This window comes from Microbispora sp. NPDC088329 (assembly GCF_040685655.1).
Lineage (GTDB): Bacteria > Actinomycetota > Actinomycetes > Streptosporangiales > Streptosporangiaceae > Microbispora.
Genome location: NZ_JBFBIP010000002.1, coordinates 69,683 through 89,411 on the forward strand (window position 1 = coordinate 69,683; position 19,729 = coordinate 89,411).

Below are 19,729 nucleotides of genomic sequence, written 5' to 3' on the forward strand. Positions count from 1 at the left end.
GTGAGCAATGTCGAGAGGACCGATGGGCGGTTGTGGGGCGTCAGCGACCTGCACGTCGCCTATCCCGACAACCGTGAGATCCTCGAAGGGGTCCGGCCGGCGTCCGACGCCGACTGGCTCCTGGTCGCCGGTGACGTCGGCGAGCTGACGCCCCACATCGAGTGGGCGCTCACCCGCCTCAAGGAACGTTTCGCCACCGTCGTCTGGGTGCCCGGCAACCACGAACTGTGGACGCTGGCCGACGACCCCGTGCAACTGCGTGGCGACCTGCGTTACAAGTACCTCGTCGACATGTGCCGGCGTATTGGTGTGCTCACGCCCGAGGACCCTTATCCCGTGTGGCACGGCCCGGGGGGCCCGGCCAGAATCGCCCCCCTGTTCCTGCTCTACGACTACTCGTTCCGACCGCCGGGGCTCTCCCAGCAGGCGGCGCTCGCATGGGCGGAGGAGGCCGGCATCGTCTGCACCGACGAGTTCTTCCTCCACCCGGATCCGTACCCGAGCAGGCAGGACTGGTGCGCGGCGCGCCTGGCCCTCACCGAGCAGCGCCTGTCGGCACACCAGGACGGTCTGCCGACCGTCCTGGTCAACCATTTCCCGCTGACCCGTGACCCGCTGAAAGTGCTGCACCACCAGGAGTTCGCCCAGTGGTGCGGCACCACACGCACTCACGACTGGCACCGCCGCTTCAACGCGTCGGTCGTCGTCTACGGCCACCTTCACATCCCGCGGACCACCTGGGCCGACGGGGTGCGCTTCGAAGAGGTCTCTCTCGGTTACCCGCGCGAGTGGAAACAGCGGCCGCGCCCGCTGCTGCAGAGCATCCTTCCCGCAGAGGAACCCTTAGGATCGAGCTGATCCTGCCTTCGCACATCGTGGCCGTCGACACCCGCGAGGAGCTCCTGGACGGCGCCTCGTTCGCCGAGGAGGAGGCCGTCATCTCCCGCTCGGTGGACAAGCGCCGCAGGGAGTTCACGACGGCCCGCGTGTGCGCCCGCGAGGCCCTGCGCATGCTGGGCCGTCCCGCCACGGCGATCCTTCCCGGCGTACGCGGCGAGCCGCTGTGGCCGGACGGGGCCATCGGAAGCATCACCCACTGCACCGGCTACCGGGGCGCGGTTCTGGGGACGAGGTCGGTGGTCGTCGCGATCGGCATCGACGCCGAGCAGAATCAGCCGCTGCCTGACGGCGTGCTGGCCGCCATCGGGGTGCCGGAGGAGCGGCGGCTCATTCGCGAGCTGCTGCGCGAGCATCCGTCGATCCGCTGGGACCGGTTGCTGTTCAGCGCCAAATAGTCGGTGTACAAGGCGTGGTTTCCGCTGATGAACAGGTGGCTGAGCTTCGAGGACGCGTCGATCGACATCAACCCACTCACAGCAGTCTTCTCCGCGCAGCTGCTGGTCACCGGGCCGCGCGTGAACGGGCAGCGCATGGACGTGTTCTCCGGACGCCGGCTGGTGCGCGACGGGCTCATCCTGACCGCGATCGTCATTCCCGCCGCCGCGCCCGCGGTATTGACCAGAGGCGGCCGCTCCGGTTACGCCGCGGTCTGAGCGCCCGCGGCAGTCGTTCCGAGACGAGCGAGCCCGGCCCCCTCGACGGACGGCCGGGCGGCACCGGGTCACACGTCCTTGATCTCACAGATGACGGTGCCGGACGTGACACTCTGCCCCACGGCCGAGACGAGCCCGGAGATCACCCCGGTTCTGTGGCCGACGAGCCGCTACTCCATCTTCATCGCCTCCAACACCACGATGGTCCGCCCAGGCGTTCAGTGACGCGGCCGCGAACGGCTTTCCCTCCCTCGCCACTCCGGCGGTGCTTCCGACTGGACCTCGGTCAGTCGATGCCTTCGACGATGCGGAAGTCGCGCTCGACGCCGTCGGAGAGGGCGGCCAGCGCCTCCTGGTAGGCCGCACTCTCGTACGCCGCGACGGCCTGCTCGAAGCTGTCGAACTCGACCAGGACGGTGCGCTCGGCGATTCCGGCGTCATGCGCCACGACCCGACCTCCACGAACGAGGGTCCGACCGCCCCCGGCCCGGACGGCCGGACCGGCCAGCTTGTTGTAAGCAGCCAGCTTCTCAGGGTCTGAAATGGTGCGGTAGACGCTGACCCAGTAGCCCTTGGGCATGGAACCTCCAGTGCTGGGATGAGTGCATCCGACTTACGGATTGGTCTCGGACGAGCGTCGGCGGGCGAGAGCGAGGCTTGTCAGCGTCGTGATCGCCATGGCGCCGATGCCGACCAGCGCCGCGGTGGTGTAGGCGCTGTCGTCGGGGAAGAGGTGGCCGGAGCCGGTGCCCGCGGCGAGGATCAGGCCGCCGATGGCGCTGCCCAGGGAGTATCCGACGCTGCGGACGACGTAGTTGAAGCTCATGGCGCTCGACGTCTCGCTCTTGGGGGTGACAGCCAGGATGACGCCGGGCATCGCGGCCGAGAAGCCGCCGACGCCGAAGCCGAGCACGCCCATCGCCGCGAACAGTTCGGCCAGGTCCGACCGGGCCGCCGCGAACAGGGCGAACCCGCCGCCGACCACGACGGCGCTGCCGGCCAGGAGCAGGGGGTCGGTGATCCGCGTCCGGACCCGCGGCGTGAGCTTGCCGGCGACGAACCCCAGCACCGAGAACGGGATGAGGACCAGCCCGGCGACGAAGGTCGTCAGCCCGAAGCCGTAGCCGGCGCCGTGCGGCGTCTGCGCGTACCGGGTGATGAGCGTGAGCAGGAGGTACATGCCGATCCCGCCGACGAACATGGCGAGGTTCGCCCCGGCGACCGCCGGGTGCCGCACCGCCCGCACATCGACCAGGGGCGTCGTGCTGCGCAGCTCGACGACGGCCCAGACGCAGAGCAGCACCACCGCGACGACCGCGAGGCCCGCCGCCACGGCGAGGTGCCGGCTCCACAGATTCCGTTCGCCGGCGAGGAACAGCACCAGGAGCAGCGCAGCGGCCAGGACGACCGTGCCTGCCACGTCCACGCGGGCGGAGCGGCCTTCGGGGGCTTCGGGCATGGAGCGCCACGCGGTCAGGAGGGCGGCGGCGGTGACGAGCAGGCCGAGGCCGTAGGCGGCCCGTACCCCGCCGAGCTCGGCGAGCAGTGCGGCCAGCGGGTAGCCGACGCCGGCCCCGATGATCGAGACCACCGAGATCAGGGCGATCACGGCCCCGCTGCGCTCCTCGGGGAGGTGGTCCCGGGCCACGCCCATCATCAGCGCCGTCAGCCCGAGCCCGACGCCCTGGGCCGCCCTGCCGGCCAGCAGCCACGCGAACGGCAGCGGCAGCACGGTGAGCGCGCTGCCGGCGACGACGACCGCCAGCGTGGCGAGGATCGTGGCCCGCCGGTGCGGGCCGGCTCCGAGCCGGCCCAGGACGGGCGTGGCGACGGCGCCGCTGAGCAGCGCGACGGTCAGTGTCCACTGCGCGCTGCCGAGCGAGACGTGGAACGAGGTCGCCACGCTGGTGATGAGCGGCGTCCCGAGGCTGGCGACCGCCGCCACGACCAGAGCGATGAAGATCAGGGCGGCGACCAGCAGCCGCGCTTCGGAACGCGCCACCGGGAACGCCTTCACCGCGACCCGCCGACCGGCTGCCCGGTCACTGCTTCGGCCCTTCGCGGTCCTGGCTTTCGAGCTCTGCCAGATGCTTCAGCGCCGGAAGGGCCGCCACCAGCGCCTCGACCTCGTCGCCGGTGAGTTCGCCGATCAACCGCTCGAACGCGTGGACGCCCGCCTGGTGCCGCGTCCGGACATAGGAGGCGCCGGCCTCGGTCAGGCACACCAGCGTGACCCGCTTGTCGGACGCGTCGCCCCGCCGCTCGACCAGGCCCGACTCCTCCATCACCCGGACCAGGGCGGTCATCGCGGGCTGGGTGACGCCCTCGACCGCGGCCAGATCGGTGATGCGCCGCGGGCCGGTCCGGTCCAAAGTGGCCAGGGTGGCGGCGGACGTCAGGCTCATGTCCCGGGGCAGGCGTCTCACGGCCCTGGTAGCCAGGCCGTAGAGGACTGCTCCGATGGCGGCGGACGCGCCAGGAGCGGTGTCTTGACGACTCATGCTCGAAGCATAACATTTTTATATTCACAGTTTATGGAAATCGACCGCTGGGAGGCGTCGGTGATCCGGTTGGCGGTCTTCTGGCCGGTGGTGAGCTTGCGGGCGCGGATGGCCTCCGGGGCTCACATCACCAGCTGGGAGTTACAGCACTCGAGGGACGTCACCTGGCGTCGTCTCGAGAGGTAGGCCTCAGCCCCAGAGATTCTGACAGCGGCCGCCGCTGTGAGGGCACCGCATCCAGGGTGGACAGCACATGCTTTCGCCACCCGGCCGCCACCACATAGCCACGATGAGCCATCGGTGCCGACAAGCTTGATCCGAGGAACCTTGCCCGCCAGGTCGCAACGCTCCGCCGGTTCCAACCAGCGTGATCCGGCTCACCGGGGTGAGGCGGGAGATCCCTCCACGGTGTGATCCGGATGATCGGCGGTCTCCCTAGACTGGCCGGATGGCTTCTCCCCCCGCCCAGCGGGCGCGGCTGCGGCCAGTCGCCCGGCTGGGCCGCGCGCTCACCGCGGCCGTGTGGACCGGCAGGGCCGGTCCGCCGCCCCCCCGCCCCCGGCGGCTGGCCCCCCGCGTGCCGGGGTTTCTGAGTCTGCTGCCGTTCCGCACGATCGACCTGGTCCTCGTCGCCGATCTCGTGCTGGCCTTCATCCTGTTCCGCGCCGTGCAGGCGCTCATGAGGGACGAGTCGCTGTATATGGCGACGCCTCTGGACGAGGGAGAGATCGCGTTCATCGCCGTGACCTCCTCGCTGCCGCTGGCGCTGCGCGACCGCTGGCCGCTGACGGCCTGGCGGCTCGCGGTGGTGCTGATTCCCTGGGGGATCGCCACCCGCGGCCAGGACCTGGAGGCGGCGTTCTCCGCCGACGCCGTGATCATGTACCTGCTGGTGGTCTACGCGGTCGCGGTCCGCTGCGAGCGGCACGTCATCATCGGCGTATGGACGGTCTCGGCTGCCGCCCTGTGGATCCTCGGCATCCAATCCGGCCCCAACCTGCCCGGCGTGATGCTCATCGGCATCGCCATGGTGACCGTCACCGTCCTGTTCGGCTACAACGTCCAGGCCAGGAGGACGGCCGCCGGGCGGCTGGCCGAGGAGGAACGGCGCAGCGAGCAGGCGCTGGCCGGGCAGGCCGTGCTGGAGGAGCGGGCCAGGGTCGCCCGGGAGCTGCACGATGTGGTGGCGCACCACATGTCGGTGATCGCCATCCAGGCGGAGGCCGTACCGCTGAAGGCGCGGGGGGACGCGCGGATGCTGGAGGAGGGGCTCGGCGAGATCCGCGCGCTCTCGCTGGCCGCCATGACCGAGATGCGCCGCGTGCTGGGCGTGCTGCGCGACGGGGACGGGCGTACGGACACCGCGCCGCAGCCGAGCCTGGGCCGCCTGGACGAACTCGCCGCCACCGCGCGCTCCGCCGGGCTCGCCGTGGAACTCAAGCTGGGCGGCGACCTGCTCGAACTGCCCACCGCGGTGGATCTGTCCGCCTACCGGATCGTGCAGGAGTCGCTCAGCAACGCCATGCGGCACGCGCCCGGCTCGGCCGTCACGGTGAAGATCTCCCGATCCGGCGACGAGCTGAACGTCCACGTGGCGGACAACGGCGGGGACCGCGCCGCCGCGGAGGCGGCGAAGGCGGGGCGCGAGAAGCACACGGGACACGGCCTGATCGGGATGCGGGAACGGGCCGCCATGCTCGGCGGGAGCATGTGGGCGGGGCCGGCGGGAAAGGGCTTCGTGGTCACCGCGATACTTCCGATCACTGAGGAAGCATGACGATCCAGGCGATCACGGAGGACGCGTGACGATCAGGGTGCTCATCGCCGACGACCAGGGCATGGTCAGAACCGGCTTCACCGTGTTCCTGGACGCCCAGCCCGACATCGAGGTCGTGGGCGAGGCGGTGAACGGGCGGGAGGCGATCGAGCGCATCGCCGAGCTGCGGCCGGACGTTGTCCTGATGGACGTGCGCATGCCGGTCATGGACGGGCTGGCCGCGACCCGGGAGATCCTCTCCCCCGGCCCGCGCGAGGAGCGCGGGGAGCGGACCGGTTCCGGCGAGGACGACGGGCGCCCGCCGAAGATCCTGATCCTGACCACGTTCGATCTCGACGACTACGTCTACGAGGCGCTGCGGGCCGGGGCCAGCGGGTTCCTGCTCAAGGACGCCTCCGCGCAGCAGCTGGCCGAGGCCGTACGGGTGGTCGCCGCCGGGGAGGCGCTGCTGGCGCCCTCGGTGACCAGGCGGCTCATCGCGGAGTTCGCCCGCGTCGGGCCGCAGCGCCCGCGCGTCCGCCTGGACGGCATCACCGAACGCGAAACCGAGGTGCTCGTCCTCATCGCCAAGGGCCGCTCCAACCAGGAGATCGCCGAGGAGCTCGTACTCTCGGAGCAGACGGTCAAGACCCACATCGGCCGGATCCTGGCCAAGCTGAACCTGCGCGACCGGGCCCAGGCGATCGTGTACGCCTACGAGTCCGGGCTGGTCCGCCCCGGAGAGTGAGGTCCCCAGGGGACCGTCCCACGCCCCGCTCCCCGTGATGGCGCCGCCTCCCTCCGGGGGGTGACGTGAAGGTGAGCACCGCGGTGTGACGCGAGTTACCGATCTTGATTCGTAGCGTCCTGTCTCGTTCCCCCGAACCGGACAGGAGGCCCCCGTGCTCCGCTCCTCGCTCGCCGTCGCCACCGCCGCGGCGCTCACCTACCTGGTCGTCCCCTCACCGCAGGGTGACCGGATCATCCGGGTCTATGGCGATCTCAGTACTGCGGAGCACGTGGCCGTCATCGTCCCCGGCGCCGACACCACGTCCGCCACCTTCGACGGCGGGCGGGCCAAGCCGTACAGCACCCCCGGAGGCGGAGCGCGGGCGGTGCTCGCCCAGGCGCGGGAACTGGATCCGGCAGCCCGGCTGGCCGTGGTCGCCTGGCTCGGGTACGACAGCCCGGCGACCGTCAGCCTGGGGTCCGCCACCGGCTGGGCCGCGGAGAAGGGCGCCCCGGCGTTGCGGCGCTACGTGAACGAGACGCTCCGCGGCAAGCGGGTCAGTCTGCTGTGCCACAGCTACGGGTCGGTGGTGTGCGCCAAGGCCGCGCCGGGGATCCGGGCGGACAACCTGGCCGTGTTCGGCAGCCCCGGGCTCGGCGTCTCCTCGGCGGCCGAGCTGGGCGGGGTCCCGCTCTGGGCGGGCAGCGGCACGGAGGACTGGGCGCGCGACATCCCCAAGATCAAGATCGGCCCGCTGGGCTTCGGCCGCGATCCCGCCGAGCCCGGCTACGGTTCCCGGGTGTTCGCGGCCGGCGCCGCCGGGCACAGCGACTACCTCGCCCCCGGCGGCGAGTCCCTGCGCAACCTCACCCTGATCGCCCTTGGGCGGACCGCCGAGGTCTCCCATGCGTGACCCGGCCGGGCGCGGTACGGCGGCGCGGGTCGAGGCGATGACGCCGCCGGGGCGGGACCGGGGGGTGGACGCGCTGCGGGCGCTGGCGATCGCCGGGGTGGTGCTGGGGCACTGGCTCGTCACGGCGTGGGTGCCCGGGCCCCGGGGGACGGTCGCCGTCTCCAGCCCGCTCGCGTTCATGCCGGAGCTCGCGCCGCTGTCGTGGGTGCTGCAGACGCTGGCGGTGTTCTTCTTCGTGGGCGGGTACGCCGCGGCACGGAGCCTGCGGACTGCGGATGATCGGGCGCGAGCGGAGACGGCGGGTCCGGCGCGGGCGAGAACGGACGGTCCGGCGCGGGCGGCGGCGGGTCCGGCATGGGTGCGGGCCAGGATGGGGCGGCTGCTGCGGCCGGTGGTCCCGCTCCTGCTGGTCTGGGCGGGGATCGCGGCGGGGCTGGCGCTGCACGGTGCGCCGTACGCGACGGTCAGGGCGCTGGCGCTCCCGGCGCTCGGGCCGATCTGGTTCCTGGCGGTCTTCGCGGCGCTCACCGCCGCCGCTCCCCTGCTGCTGAAACTGCGGCCGGGCGTCACCGCCGCCTCGGCGGCCGCGGTGGTGCTCGCGGTGGACGCGGTCAGGTTCGGCCTGGGCGGACCGGCCTGGCTGGGGTGGGTGAACCTCGCGGCCGGGTGGCTGGTGCCGTACATGCTGGGGGTGGGCTGGGCGGGCGGCGGGCTCGCCTCCCGGCGGACGGCGGTGGCGCTGCTGGCCGGAGGGGCGGCCGGGGCGGCGGTCCTGGTGGCCGGGTTCGGCTATTCCGCGAGCATGGTGGGCGTGCCGGGGGCGGGGGTCTCGAACCTCAGCCCGCCCACGCTCGCCGCCGTCGCCTTCGGGCTCGCCCAGGTGGGGCTGGCGCTGCTGGCGCACGGGCCGCTGGGGCGGCTGATGCGCCGGCCCCGGCTCTGGGCCGCGGTGGCGCTGCTCAACCTGTCCGCTATGACGATCTTCCTCTGGCACCTGACAGTGGCTGCCGTGACCGCCCTGGCCGCACTCCGCTTCGGCGCCGTCCCGGGACTGCTCACCCCGCCCGCCCACCTCTCCTGGCTGCCGGAGCGCCTGGGCTGGCTGCCGGTGTTCGGAGGGCTGCTCGCCCTTGGCGGGGGTCTGTCCAATCAACGGGTCTGTCCCATAGTCGGTGGTGGCGCTCAGTGATCTTCAGTGCAGCGGGATGCGGTGGCGCAGGAGGTCGAACCCTGCCCGGCCGTGCATCTGCCGCATGATTCTCTTCGTTCGCGTGTTGACGCCTTCGGTCCGGCCGTTGTGGTGCGGCAGGATGATGCCGGCGTTCACGGCCTCGCGGTCGAGTTCGAGGCCGTTGGCGAAACCATGCAGGTGGGGCAGGTTGGCGGCCCGGGCGTCGGTGAGCCAGGCGGTGAGCTTGGCGTCGTTCCCCGCGGCCGGGGACAGGAGCTCAGCGAAGGAACGGATCAGGGTGGCGAGCTCGGCCAGCTCAGGGCACGCACCCACGAGTTCCTGCAGCAACGCGGTGTCGGCCTCGCGCAGCCTGCCGGGGCGGGTGAGCAGGAGCCGAGCCAGACGGCGAAGGAACCGGCGGGCCAGGCGGCCGACCGGGAATCGAAGCAAGCCGACGATTGACGCAGCCGGCGCCGGTCAAAGGCGGGACGACCTCGCGGCTACACCGGAAGGGCGGTGCGCGACCCGAACAGGCGAGTCATCGCCTGCGCCGACCGGAGCGCACGGAATGATGCGGCGTACCCCGGGATGGCATTCCGCCTTGCCGCCCGATCGCGGCACAGAGGCAGGAAACGCCTATCAGAGACGTCGACAGATGTCAGCCGGCCAGGATGGACACAGGCGGCCCACGTCGGTGGATCGCCGAGACGATCTCCCGCCTGCCGCCGTGCGCCCGCGCACACGCGATCGGCGAGACCTGCTTCACGGGCGTCGTCACCGGCGTGGCGCCGCCGAGCAGCCAGCGCAGAACCGTGACCGAACCCATGGCCAGCAGGCACAGCAGGAGCCAGATCGCGACCTCGCCGCGGTAGAGCCACCAGCCGGAAATCGTCCCGATCACGAGATGCACCAGCGCCATGCCGATGCCGAGATGCCCGTGGTCGGTGTGCGCGCCGTGGGCGAGCTGTTCCGCGCTTGACTGTCGCCGTCCGGGCGAACAGCTCGTGAAGAAGTGCCTGAGTGCCGATACTCGCTGTGAGCAGGACCTCGATCCGGGGCTCACGTCCGCTGAGCGCGTACGCGAGCACCATGGCCACCAGGGCCCCGGCGCCCAGGATCCCCGGCGGCACGGAGCCGCCACCGGCGAAGGCATGGCCGCCCGCGGAGATGACGACGCACAACCGTCGCGAAGACGAGGGCTCGCAGCACGCGCAGCACCGGATGCCGGGGGGACGCGAACATCACCTGTCAGCCTGACGCCCCGCCGAGAAGACCCTCGGCATCGGCGTGGTGAACATCGCCTGTGGACGTACGGACGCATTGAGCCTCGCGGCCCCGTCGCACCGTAGGTTTCCCGGATATCGGCAGGTGGCCGGGGAGCGACCGGAGAGCCGGTCGTTCCCCGGCGAACGGTGCTACCAGGCGACCGGCAGACAGTCGAGACCGTAGACGATGGAGATCTCGCGGAACGCCAGCTGCTCGAACGGCACGGCCAGCCGCAGACCGGGAAAACGCCGTAGCAGCGCGGGGAAGGCGATCCGCATCTCCATCTGTGCCAAAGGAGCCCCGATGCATCTGTGGATGCCGTGTCCGAAGGCGACGTGAGGGCTCACCTTGCGCCCCGGGACGGCCCGGTCCATGTCTGGGCCGAGGGCGGGATCGCGATTGGCGGCGGTCAGCGAGCACAGCACCATCTGCCCCTTGGCGATGGGCTGCCCGGCCACCACGAGATCCTCGCGGGCGAAGCGCGGGAAGGCGACCTGAACGACTGTGAGGTACCGCAGGAGCTCCTCCACGACTTTGTCGACGTGGTCGTCGGTTTCGCGGACCAGGGTGGCCTGCTCGGGATTGCCCAGCAGCCACAGCGTGCCGAGAGCGAGCATGCTGGTGCTGGTGTCGTGCCCGCCGGTCAGCAGGCCGTCGGCCAGACCGGCCAGCTCGCGATCGCTCACCTCGTCACCGTGCTCACGCAGCAGCGTGCCCAGCAGGCCGTCACCGGGGTTCGCGCGTTCCTTGGCGACCAGATCGGTCAGGTAGGTGATCGAGTCGTTGACCGCCTGGATGGACGCTTCGGGACCGGCGGACAGGTCGAACCTGTCTGCACTCATCCGGAGAAAATCGGACCGGTCGCCGTACGGCACACCCAGCAGTTCGCAGACGACGAGCGACGGGATGGGAAGGGCAAACGACCGGACCAGGTCTGCTTCACGCCCGCTCCGCTCCATCGCGTCCAGATAGTCGTTGACGATCTTCTGAATGCCGCCGTCCAGCCGCCGCAGCCGCCGCATGGTGAACTCGGGCGTCAGCAGGCGCCGCAGCCGCGTGTGCTCGGGCGGGTCGCGGAAGCCGAGACCGCCGGGGTCTTCCTGGTTCGCCCCGGCGGCGAGCACGTTCGCGAAGTCGTTGCTGAACCGGGTCGCGTCGCCCAGTACGGCCCGGACGTCGTCATATCGGGTCACCAGCCAGACAGTGGACCCGTCGGGCATCCGCATCGGGAAGACGGGCTGCTCGGATCGAATACGTCCGAGCTCCGCCACAGGATCGAAACCTTGGCGGAGGAACTGCATGAGGGGAAATCCGTCATCGGCCATCGAAGATGATCCTTCTACGAAAGGCGCGCCGGCTGTCACATCGGCCGGAGGCCGGCGCGGAGGATGGGAGGCCGGAGGAAGACGTCGCATCAGCGGCTGTCCGGTCCGGAAACTGGTCTTGGGCAAATGCCGGCGATCAGGAAGGTGTGTTCCCGCCGGCGGGTTTCCTTCTCCGCCGCATCAGCAGTGCCACGGCTCCGGCGAGTGCCAACCCGGCCATGACCGCCCATGTCCAGGCGGGGAGGCCGCCCTGCTCGTCCGTCTCGCCCGTCGCGCTCACGGGTGTGCGGGCCGGAACCGGGCTGGACATGGGGACGCCGGACACCGGGGTGCTGGACACGAGGGTGCTCGGCAGCGGAGCCGACGAGGAACCCACGGTGAAGGGGATCTCTCCTTCGAGGGGGCGGCCATCGGCGGAGACGACCCGCCAGACGACGGTGTAGCTGCCGTGGGGAAGCGGCTCGTCGACGTCCACGAGCACCTTGGCGCCGCGGGTTCGGGGTGTGCCGGAGGGGAAGCGCTGCCCGGCCGCGTCGTGCAGGAGCACGACGGGATAGCGCACGTTGTTGTTGAACTCCAGCTCGATGAGGTCGAGGCTGGAGACCACGGCGTTGCCGGCGGGTGTGCTCGATCGCAGGGTGTCGTGTGCCAGCGCCGGTGCGGCGAATGCTCCCAGGACGGCGCACAGAAGGCCGAGGAGGAGAATCGCTCTGGCTGTTTTCTTTGTCACTCGTGCTCACCGTTCTCGGAACCCGATGGGCGGTCCGCCACGGCGTCCGGGAGCGGCGGCGTCGACGGTTTGCCGCCCCGCGCCACCAGGACGGCGGCCGCTCCGAGAACCGCGACCGCGGCCACGACCGCCCAGATCCAGCCGGGTACGCCGGTCTCCTGATCCGGGCGGTCCGCCATCGCCACCGGGGCGGCGGGCGCCGTCCCTCCGGCCGATGCCGCCGACGAGGATCCGACGACGAACGGTATCTCCCCTTGGATGGGGTGGCCGTCGGAGGAGACGACCCGCCAGGCGATGGTGTAGCTGCCCTGGGGAAGCGGGCCTGCGACCGCTTCCACCACTGTGGAGTCGTCGACGCGTGGAGTTCCAGATTCGAAGCGGCGTCCGGCTGCGTCATGAAGGAGGACCGTGGGAAAACCGACATGCGCGCTGAATTGCAGCTCGATCTTTTCGAGGCCGGAGACGACGGCGTTCGCGGCGGGTGTGCTCTTCTTCAGGCTGTCGTGCGCGGACGCGGGTGCGGCGAACACCACCGCGAACAGGCACGAGATACCGAACAGGAAGACCGCTATGACCGAGGGATGCTTCACGACAGGCTCCAGGGATGCGGGGAGGTCGTGGCCCGGCGTGTGACGGCGGACGGCGGTGTCATCGGTAATCTCCAGTCGTCGTGTGCGGGTACCTGCGGGCGCGCGGGCCGTACGGACCGGCATGGAGGTCCGCGGGTCGTCGAGGCGAGCCGCTGCGGGCAGGCGTGACGTCCAGGCGGGCAGGCCGCGCGAAGAAACCTCAGAAGGGCTCAGAGGAGCTAAAAGAGGATCACAGGAACACGAGAACCGGCGGGCCGCGCCGTACGACGGCGTGTCGCAGGACAGCCTCACGCCGAGGTTCGCGGTCAAGGTTGTACGACGCGAGCCGGGGGCGGGGGCGTATGCGGGCAAGGAACCGGAACAGCGTGAGCAGCGCCCGGAGCCAGTGGATCGCGCCCGTGCCGATCCTGTGCAGGATCGACCACAGCGCCGCTTCGCCCCGCGACAGCCACCACCCCGTGATCAGCGCCGCGGTGAGATGCGCGGTGAGCATCCCGGTGCCCACCCCCAGCCGGTGCGTGTGCGCCACGGCCGTTGTCTCCGTCGAGAGCGCGAGTGACCCGAGGAGTTCGTGCAGGAAGACCTGTGCTGCCAGGAGCAGGCCGATGACGACCAATGGTGACCGCTCCCGGCCCGCCGTCGCCGCGGCGACGGTCATGACGCCTGCTCCGCCGATGAGAAGTGCCTGGGGAGTCGGGGCGGCCCCACCGGCGAACCAGTGCGCGCCCACGGCGAGGAGCACGCAGACGACCGAGAAGGCGGCCGACCGCGCGAGTCGCAGGGGTAAGGCGGCGCGCATGACGAAGACGACTATCGCACAGAGGCCGGTCGGCCCCAAGACCGCCGCCATCCGTTCGCTCGGTCGGGCTCGGTCGGTACACGAAGGGGAGAACCGGTGCCGGGCGACAGGGTGAGCGCCTTGGTTCCTTCGTCCTCATCGACCGCTCGCGCTCCTTCACGAGGCATTCGGCCCGGTTATCACGATTTGCGTCGCATGCACTGAGGGGCGGGGAGGCGGTGTGCGATGATTGCGGCGCCATGACAGCCACCATGCCCTTCCGCGCCGTACGAGCCGCCGCGTTCGCCGCGGTCTCGGTGGCGCTCGGCGTGGGGGCGCATGCTGTCGGCGGCGGGTCGGTCTCCGTGGTCGCCGTTCTCATGGCCCTGCTCATCGCCTTCCTGCCCGCGCACGCCCTCGCGCGGCGTGAGCGGACGCTGGCCGTGATCCTGCCGGCGCTGGTGGCCTCGCAGGCGGCGCTCCACCTGCTGTTCACGTTCGCGCACACCCTGGAACCGAGCGTCGCCGGCTCCGCGATGAGCGGCGGGCACGTCCATTCCGGGTTGGTGCCCGGCCTGGGCATGCTGGTCATGCACGGCTGGGCGGTCGCGCTGACGGCGGTCTGGCTGGCGCATGGTGAGGCGCTGCTTTGGGCCCTGCTGCGCCGGCTGGCCGTCCGGCTGCGGATCGTGTTCGCCGTCTTCCTGAACCCGGCGTACGGCGCGATCGTCGTCCCGGTGATCGAGCCCCGGGTGGTCGCGCGGTCGGTCCTGCTCGGCCATTCGATGGGTCGGCGCGGCCCTCCTGGCACCGTTCGCACTGTTCCCGCCTGACCGGAATCTGGTCGGCGGGCTCTTTCTGATGTGACCGGCACCCCGGTAGTGGCGGGGTGCGTCCGGTGTGCGCTCGCGCGCGCCGAATTCGTTCAGTGCAGCGGTACCAGTACCGGCTCTCAGCCGGGTGAAGGGATCTTCATGTTCTTCCGCGTCATGCTCGTCGTTCTCAGCCTGGGCGCAGTGACGGCCACGGCGGCCTGCGGCTCTGAGGAGGCGCCCTCCGTCTCAGCGACTGCTTCGCCCGTTGCGGTGGCGGCCTCCCCGTCGTCCACCTCTGCCGCGCTCAGCATCACCGACCCGTGGGTCAAGACCGCCAAGAAGGGGATGACCGCCGCTTTTGGCACCCTGGTCAACAACTCCGATTCGGATATCACCGTCATCGCCGGCAGCACTCCCGCGGCACCCATGGTGGAGTTGCACGAGGTCGTGGAGTCGAAGGGGAAGATGGTCATGCGGCCGAAGGAGGGCGGTTTCGTGGTCCCTGCCCACGGCTCCCACGTCCTGCAGCCCGGCGGCGACCACATCATGGTCATGGACGTGCCTTCCGAGATCAAGCCAGGGTCCGAAGTGCCGTTCACGCTGGAGCTTCAGGGGGGCGGCACCTACACTTTCACGGCTCTGGGCAAGGACTTCGCCGGAGCCAAGGAGAACTACCAGCCGGGCGCCGACATGGGCGGCATGAATGAGTGAGCGGCATGATGAAGCGGAGCGTCTCCCTCGCCCGCGTCTGAGCCGCAGGGCGCTGCTGTCCGGCGGCGCCATGGTGGCCGCCGCCGCAACGAGCGGGGCCGTCGTGGCGCGGGCGAGCGCCGACACCGACGACACGCGTACGGCCGGCCGTACCACCGGCTCGGACGTGAACTCGCCCCAGGCGACGGCGGTGGAGCCGTTCTACGGAGCCCACCAGGCCGGTGTCGCGACGCCGCCGCAGGCGCACGCCGCGTTCGTGGCGTTCGACCTGCGGGCGGGCTCGGACCGTGAGAGCGTGGCGCGGCTGATGCGCGTGCTCACCGACGACGCCCGGCGCATCACTCAGGGACAGCCCGCGCTCGCCGACACCGAGCCCCATCTGGCCGTCCTGCCCGCCCGATTGACCGTCACCTTCGGCTTCGGACCGGGTCTGTTCGCGGCCACCAAGACCTCCGATCAGCGGCCGGAGTTCATCGCTCCCCTCCCCGCGTTCGGCATCGACCGGCTGAAGAAGCGGTGGACGGGCGGCGACCTGCTCGTCCAGATCTGCGCGGACGACCCGCTCACCGTTACCCATGCGCTGCGGGTGCTCGTCAAGGACGCCCGGTCGTTCGCAAAGGTCCGCTGGACCCAGCGGGGCTTCCGGCGGGCCGCGCACTCTCAGCAGCCTCACACCACCCAGCGCAACGTGATGGGACAGCTCGACGGGACCGTCAACCCCGTCGCCGGCACACCCGACTTCGATCGGGCGGTCTGGTTTGCCGGGGCGCAGGAGTGGCTGCGCGGCGGGACCACCCTGGTCCTACGGCGCATCCGCGCGGAGATGGAGACCTGGGACGCCGCCGACACCGTGGCCAAGGAGTTCACGATCGGCCGCCGCCTCACCGACGGCGCTCCGCTCACCGGCGCCCGCGAGCACGACGAACCGGACTTCGCGCGGCTCACCCCCGCCGGGCTGCCGGTCATCTCCGAATACGCCCACATCCGGCGAGCACACGTGGCCGACCCCGGCACGCGTATCCTCCGTCGCGTCTACAACTACGACGAGGGCGTTTCGCCCGACGGCACCGCCGACACCGGGCTGCTGTTCGCCTCCTACCAGGCCGACATCGCCCGGCAGTTCATCCCGGTACAGGAGCGACTGGCCGAGGCGGACCTGCTGAACGAGTGGACCACACCGATCGGTTCCGCCGTGTTCGCCATCCCTCCCGGCTGCGACCCCAATGGGTGGATCGGAGAAACCTTGCTGTCATGACGCGGTGCCGGCCAAGGGTCCATCACGTCAGGCAGCGTGATCCCGAGTCCGCACGGACTTCGACCCGTGTCCAGTTCGCTCCTGTGATCCTCGGTACATCACAGACCTATGCCGTTCAAAGGGCTGCTGCGCTCGGCCTCTGTCAGCGGTCCATCAAAGGATCCTGGACCAACAACCGGTCCAACTATCGGATCGGCCAACTGTGCGCGCTCCGCCTGTTCCGGCGGAGATAGCGATCAAGCACGAAACCTGGACACCGTATCCCGAAGATCATTAACGAGGTGTAAAGACACGTCTCAGGCCAGGCTTGCGGTGTCGGGCCTGGTGGTGCCCGGTGCGGGAGGCACCGGGCACCACCGGGTGTCTTACTCCGTTCGGGCTTCACCGGCGCGCATCAGGCGTGGGTCAGGTACGAGCCTGCGGCCTGTGCCGACGGCCGGCCAGGGGCGGGTGCCGTCGCGTGGGGTGCCGGAGCCGGGTGCCGGGGCTCGGTGGTGATCAGCTGTACCACGTGTGCTGGACCACACCCCTGCTGGTGACGAACACGTCCATTCTTCCCAGTCCCCAGGAGAGGGCCGGATAGCCGTCGCCGGGGACGATCAGCCAGTTGGACCAGCTGCCGTTCTCGTACCTCTGGTGCCGGAGCCCGTAGCCGTAGGCCACCGCGACAACGTCCAGCCGGCCGGGTCCCGGGGAGGCGATGGACGGCTGGACGTTTTCCACAACCGGGGCGGTGACCCAGGCGGACCAGCTGCCGTTCTCGTACCACCGGCGGAGTATCGTGCGGCGGAGGCTCCCGGCGACGACGTCGATCCGGCCGGGCCCCCAGGAGACGGCCGCCGGCGGGGACCCCAGCACGCCGCCCAGGTTCTCCCAGGCCGACCATCCGCCGTTGTCGTAGACCCGGTGTCGCAGGGCGTCGTCGGAGCCGCGGATAAACAGGTCGAGGCGGCCGGGGCCCCAGGAGGAGACGGCGGGGGTGTCAAGCGATGACACTCCGCCCAGATCCTCCCAGGCCGACCAGCCGCCGCTGCTGTCGTACCACCGATGGATCAGGCGCCCCCCGGAGCTCACGGCGAAGATGTCGAGGCGGCCGACTCCCCAGGAGACGGCGGCCGGCGAGGACCATAGGTTGCCGCCCAGATTCTCCCAGTCGTGCCGGCGGCCGTTGTCGTACCACCTGTGCTGCAGGGTGCCGTCGGAGCTGCGGGTGAAGAGGTCGAGGCGGCCCGGCTCCTAGGAGGCGGTGGCTGGGGTGTCCCGCAAGTCCTCGCCTCCCAGGTTCTCGTAGCCGGACCAGCAGCTGGTCGCCACCGTGGCGTCGGTGGCCGACTTGAGGCCGGCGGGCTGTGCGGCCTGCGCCGTGGGCGCGATGAGCGTGGCGGTGAGTAACGCGGAGAGGGTGGCGAGGGTGACGGACAGTGGGTGTCTCAGCATGGTGCTCTTCCTTGGATCTGCGGACATTGTCCGCCATCGGGCACGTCGATGGGTCATACAAGTAACCGGCAGTCGTCCGGTAGGCCGACGACTTCCGCAAGCACTGATGCGCGGACCGCGATCTCCCGTTCGCCGGCCTGCTGGAGTGGCCGCTGCTGCGCGACCGAGGCCCAGCAAGCTGGACGATCTCGAGTTGCTCTGAGGCATGTCCGCAGGAGTCTGGGAGACGGCTCAGGTGCGGGCCTGAGGCATGCGCGAGCGGCGTGGGAGTCGGCGTTGTCGTCTCCTGATCGGGTACTCCAGGCCAGGCTCATGATCGCCGGTCCGGAGAAGAGGCATATCGGTCAGTAGGTGGTCCAGTCGCGGTTGAACCAGCGGCGGATGCGGCTGGAGCCGAAGACGGACTTGTCCGCCGCGGACGTCGCGGACGGGTGGTCGAATCGGCCGTGGGGGCGTTCGCCCGTCTTGAAGGTCACTTCGACGCGGGCCACCTGGCCGTGACCGAACTCGATATAGCAGACACCCGTCCCGTTGTAGGCCGCGGCGGACTCGCCGCGGCGGTGCCGGGCGATGATCTGGTCGGCGACGACCGCGGCCTGGCCTTCGGCGAAGACACCGGCCTTGGGGGTGCCGACGCTGGTGACATCGCCGACCGCGTAGACATCGGGGTAGGCGGTCTCCAGGGTGAGGGGGTCTACGGGGATCCAGCCGTCGACGCACATCCCGGAGTTCAGGACGACGTCGGGCGCCCGATGGACGGGCACGCCGAGGAAGAGGTCGAAGGGGATCTCTCCACCGTCGGCGAGTACGGCCACCCGGCGTCGCGGATCGAGGGCGCGGACGAGGCGATCGGGATGCCAGGCGATACCACGTTCGGCGAACGCCGCCAGCAGCGCCTGCGACGCCGCCGGGGACGGCGGGATCGGCGCGCCCAGCGGCATGACCAACGCGATCTCGGAAGTGTCGCGCACGCCGCGTTCCACCAGGAAGTCGTGGACCATCAGCGCGGTCTCGCTCGGCGCGGGCGGGCACTTGAACGGGGTCGAGGTCACCCCCACGACGACCCGGCCGCCGGGGAAGCCGCGCAGGACGTCCCGGACCGCGAACGCGCCCTCCACGGTGTAGAACTCGTGGCCCGCCTCGACGAGTCCCGGCGTCGCCGCGGGATCGAGGGCGGCGCCGAGGGCGACGACCATCACGTCGGCCTCGAAGGGCCCCGCGTCGGTCTCGACGCGCCGCCGCTCGGGGTCGACGGCGCGGATGGTGGTCTGGACGAACCGCACGCCGGGCCGGACGACGTCCGCGTAGGGGTGCCGCACCGCGTCGGCGGTGGTGCGGCCGAACATCACATCGAGCTTGGAGAAGCCGAAAACGAACCCCTCGGACTTGTCGATCAGGACGATGTCGGCGTCGTCCCCCAGTTCCTCCGAGAGCCGGGCCGTCAGCTCCAAGCCACCGAAACCGGCGCCGAGCACGAGGATCCGCATGGTCTGCGCTACTTTCCTGAGATTTCCTCGAATCCGTCAGATCACTTCGGCTGAGGGACGATCCGAAGGTAGGGCTTGGGCTCGTCCCAGTCGCCGAAGAGGTCCTTGGCCTGGTCGTAGGAGACCGATCCCGCGATGACGACGTCCTGGCCCTGCGTCCAGTTCGCCGGCGTGGCCACTTTGTGTCTCGCGGTGAGCTGCAGGGAATCGATCACTCGCAGGATCTCGTCGAAGTTGCGGCCGGTCGTCATCGGATAGAGCAGGATCAACTTGATCTTCTTGTCCGGGCCGATCACGAAGACGCCGCGCACGGTCTGGTTGTCGGCGGCCGTACGGTCCGCCGGGTCCCCGCTGACGTCCGCGCCGAGCATCCCATAGGCCTTGGAGATGGCGAAGTCGGCGTCACCGACCATCGGGTAGTTCGGCGCGGTGCCCTGGGTCTCCTCGATGTCGGCGGCCCAGGCGGCGTGCTTGTCGACCGGGTCGACCGACAGCGCCATGATCTTCACGCCGCGGCGGTCGAACTCACCCTTGATCGCAGCCATGTAGCCGAGTTCGGTCGTGCAGATCGGGGTGAAGTCCTTGGGGTGCGAGAAGAGCACGGCCCAGGAGTCGCCGATCCAGTCGTGGAACCGGATCACGCCGTCCGTGGTGGCGGCGACGAAGTCGGGGGCGGTGTCACCAATGGTCAGGCCCATCGTCGATCTCCAT

Annotated in this window: 22 protein-coding genes and 2 pseudogenes; 10 read left to right on the forward strand and 14 right to left on the reverse strand. The window is 70.5% G+C overall.

Features of this window, described 5'->3' with window-relative positions; translation table 11 throughout:
- Genes AB0O28_RS04735 through AB0O28_RS04745 form a run of 3 tightly spaced genes read left to right on the forward strand, consistent with a single transcriptional unit; the run spans window position 1 to window position 1,553 of the window.
- Window positions 1-858, forward strand: a complete 858-nt coding sequence (locus AB0O28_RS04735) for a metallophosphoesterase (RefSeq protein ID WP_363636307.1) — start codon at window positions 1-3, stop codon at window positions 856-858.
- A gap of 17 nt (window positions 859-875) precedes the next feature.
- A complete protein-coding gene (locus AB0O28_RS04740; protein ID WP_363636309.1) occupies window positions 876-1,295 on the forward strand; it encodes a hypothetical protein in 420 nt (139 codons plus the stop codon).
- A 27-nt stretch (window positions 1,296-1,322) separates the two neighbouring features.
- Window positions 1,323-1,553 carry a hypothetical protein gene (locus AB0O28_RS04745; protein ID WP_363636311.1) on the forward strand — a complete coding sequence of 77 codons (231 nt, stop codon included), beginning with the start codon at window positions 1,323-1,325 and terminating at the stop codon, window positions 1,551-1,553.
- 286 nt (window positions 1,554-1,839) lie between these two features.
- On the opposite strand, the gene AB0O28_RS04750 is transcribed toward AB0O28_RS04745, so the two are convergent.
- Genes AB0O28_RS04750 through AB0O28_RS04760 form a run of 3 tightly spaced genes read right to left on the reverse strand, consistent with a single transcriptional unit; the run spans window position 1,840 to window position 4,054 of the window.
- Window positions 1,840-2,133 carry a DUF1330 domain-containing protein gene (locus tag AB0O28_RS04750; protein ID WP_363636313.1) on the reverse strand — a complete coding sequence of 98 codons (294 nt, stop codon included), beginning with the start codon at window positions 2,131-2,133 and terminating at the stop codon, window positions 1,840-1,842.
- Window positions 2,134-2,166: 33 nt separating this feature from the next.
- Window positions 2,167-3,555: an MFS transporter gene (locus AB0O28_RS04755; RefSeq protein WP_363636315.1), complete on the reverse strand. Its 1,389-nt coding sequence runs from the start codon at window positions 3,553-3,555 to the stop codon at window positions 2,167-2,169.
- Between the two features lie 40 nt (window positions 3,556-3,595).
- On the reverse strand, window positions 3,596-4,054 hold the full coding sequence (locus AB0O28_RS04760; RefSeq protein ID WP_363636317.1) for a MarR family transcriptional regulator: 459 nt from the start codon (window positions 4,052-4,054) through the stop codon (window positions 3,596-3,598).
- A gap of 448 nt (window positions 4,055-4,502) precedes the next feature.
- Between AB0O28_RS04760 and AB0O28_RS04765 the strand changes: the two genes are divergently transcribed.
- The 4 genes from AB0O28_RS04765 to AB0O28_RS04780 all read left to right on the forward strand — a co-directional run bounded on the left by AB0O28_RS04765 (window position 4,503) and on the right by AB0O28_RS04780 (window position 8,642).
- On the forward strand, window positions 4,503-5,831 hold the full coding sequence (locus AB0O28_RS04765) for a histidine kinase (RefSeq protein WP_363636319.1): 1,329 nt from the start codon (window positions 4,503-4,505) through the stop codon (window positions 5,829-5,831).
- Window positions 5,832-5,856: 25 nt separating this feature from the next.
- Window positions 5,857-6,558 (forward strand): response regulator transcription factor, encoded by a 702-nt coding sequence (locus AB0O28_RS04770; RefSeq protein ID WP_363636321.1) that lies wholly within the window; start codon window positions 5,857-5,859, stop codon window positions 6,556-6,558.
- Between the two features lie 154 nt (window positions 6,559-6,712).
- Window positions 6,713-7,453, forward strand: coding sequence for an alpha/beta hydrolase (locus AB0O28_RS04775; protein ID WP_363636323.1), 741 nt, complete (start codon window positions 6,713-6,715; stop codon window positions 7,451-7,453).
- The gene (locus tag AB0O28_RS04780; protein WP_363636325.1) at window positions 7,446-8,642 is read left to right on the forward strand and encodes an acyltransferase family protein; all 1,197 of its coding nucleotides are present in this window, start codon (window positions 7,446-7,448) and stop codon (window positions 8,640-8,642) included. Before AB0O28_RS04775 ends, AB0O28_RS04780 begins: the two co-directional genes overlap by 8 nt.
- Before the next feature lie 3 nt (window positions 8,643-8,645).
- Here the strand turns inward: AB0O28_RS04780 and AB0O28_RS04785 are convergent.
- From AB0O28_RS04785 to AB0O28_RS04810, 6 genes and pseudogenes are all read right to left on the reverse strand, one after another.
- Window positions 8,646-9,032: pseudogene (locus AB0O28_RS04785) on the reverse strand (transposase); the annotation flags it as partial.
- Between the two features lie 250 nt (window positions 9,033-9,282).
- Window positions 9,283-9,543 carry a hypothetical protein gene (locus tag AB0O28_RS04790; protein ID WP_363636327.1) on the reverse strand — a complete coding sequence of 87 codons (261 nt, stop codon included), beginning with the start codon at window positions 9,541-9,543 and terminating at the stop codon, window positions 9,283-9,285.
- A 496-nt stretch (window positions 9,544-10,039) separates the two neighbouring features.
- On the reverse strand, window positions 10,040-11,215 hold the full coding sequence (locus tag AB0O28_RS04795) for a cytochrome P450 (protein ID WP_363636329.1): 1,176 nt from the start codon (window positions 11,213-11,215) through the stop codon (window positions 10,040-10,042).
- A gap of 136 nt (window positions 11,216-11,351) precedes the next feature.
- The gene (locus tag AB0O28_RS04800; RefSeq protein WP_363636331.1) at window positions 11,352-11,945 is read right to left on the reverse strand and encodes a copper resistance protein CopC; all 594 of its coding nucleotides are present in this window, start codon (window positions 11,943-11,945) and stop codon (window positions 11,352-11,354) included.
- Window positions 11,942-12,844 carry a copper resistance protein CopC gene (locus AB0O28_RS04805; protein ID WP_363636333.1) on the reverse strand — a complete coding sequence of 301 codons (903 nt, stop codon included), beginning with the start codon at window positions 12,842-12,844 and terminating at the stop codon, window positions 11,942-11,944. The genes AB0O28_RS04800 and AB0O28_RS04805 overlap by 4 nt, the downstream gene beginning before the upstream one ends.
- Window positions 12,765-13,385 carry an MFS transporter gene (locus tag AB0O28_RS04810; RefSeq protein WP_363636335.1) on the reverse strand — a complete coding sequence of 207 codons (621 nt, stop codon included), beginning with the start codon at window positions 13,383-13,385 and terminating at the stop codon, window positions 12,765-12,767. Before AB0O28_RS04810 ends, AB0O28_RS04805 begins: the two co-directional genes overlap by 80 nt.
- Window positions 13,386-13,573: 188 nt before the next feature.
- Here AB0O28_RS04810 and AB0O28_RS04815 point away from each other — a divergent pair, with 188 nt between their 5' ends.
- From AB0O28_RS04815 to AB0O28_RS04825, 3 genes are all read left to right on the forward strand, one after another.
- Window positions 13,574-14,146, forward strand: a complete 573-nt coding sequence (locus AB0O28_RS04815; protein ID WP_363636337.1) for an MFS transporter — start codon at window positions 13,574-13,576, stop codon at window positions 14,144-14,146.
- 141 nt (window positions 14,147-14,287) lie between these two features.
- Complete coding sequence (locus AB0O28_RS04820) at window positions 14,288-14,839, forward strand: copper chaperone PCu(A)C (RefSeq protein ID WP_363636339.1); 552 nt, start codon at window positions 14,288-14,290, stop codon at window positions 14,837-14,839.
- Complete coding sequence (locus tag AB0O28_RS04825) at window positions 14,832-16,094, forward strand: Dyp-type peroxidase (RefSeq protein WP_363636341.1); 1,263 nt, start codon at window positions 14,832-14,834, stop codon at window positions 16,092-16,094. The genes AB0O28_RS04820 and AB0O28_RS04825 overlap by 8 nt, the downstream gene beginning before the upstream one ends.
- A gap of 498 nt (window positions 16,095-16,592) precedes the next feature.
- Here AB0O28_RS04825 and AB0O28_RS04830 read toward each other — a convergent pair whose 3' ends face one another.
- The 5 genes and pseudogenes from AB0O28_RS04830 to AB0O28_RS04850 form a co-directional block, all read right to left on the reverse strand.
- Complete coding sequence (locus tag AB0O28_RS04830; RefSeq protein WP_363636343.1) at window positions 16,593-17,168, reverse strand: hypothetical protein; 576 nt, start codon at window positions 17,166-17,168, stop codon at window positions 16,593-16,595.
- A gap of 48 nt (window positions 17,169-17,216) precedes the next feature.
- A pseudogene (locus AB0O28_RS04835) lies at window positions 17,217-17,300 on the reverse strand (hypothetical protein); the annotation flags it as partial.
- Between the two features lie 30 nt (window positions 17,301-17,330).
- Window positions 17,331-17,531: a hypothetical protein gene (locus AB0O28_RS04840; protein WP_363636345.1), complete on the reverse strand. Its 201-nt coding sequence runs from the start codon at window positions 17,529-17,531 to the stop codon at window positions 17,331-17,333.
- Window positions 17,532-17,875: 344 nt separating this feature from the next.
- Window positions 17,876-19,018 carry an FAD/NAD(P)-binding oxidoreductase gene (locus AB0O28_RS04845; RefSeq protein ID WP_363636347.1) on the reverse strand — a complete coding sequence of 381 codons (1,143 nt, stop codon included), beginning with the start codon at window positions 19,016-19,018 and terminating at the stop codon, window positions 17,876-17,878.
- Window positions 19,019-19,059: 41 nt separating this feature from the next.
- The gene (locus AB0O28_RS04850; RefSeq protein WP_363636349.1) at window positions 19,060-19,716 is read right to left on the reverse strand and encodes a peroxiredoxin; all 657 of its coding nucleotides are present in this window, start codon (window positions 19,714-19,716) and stop codon (window positions 19,060-19,062) included.
- Between the last annotated feature and the right edge of the window lie 13 nt (window positions 19,717-19,729).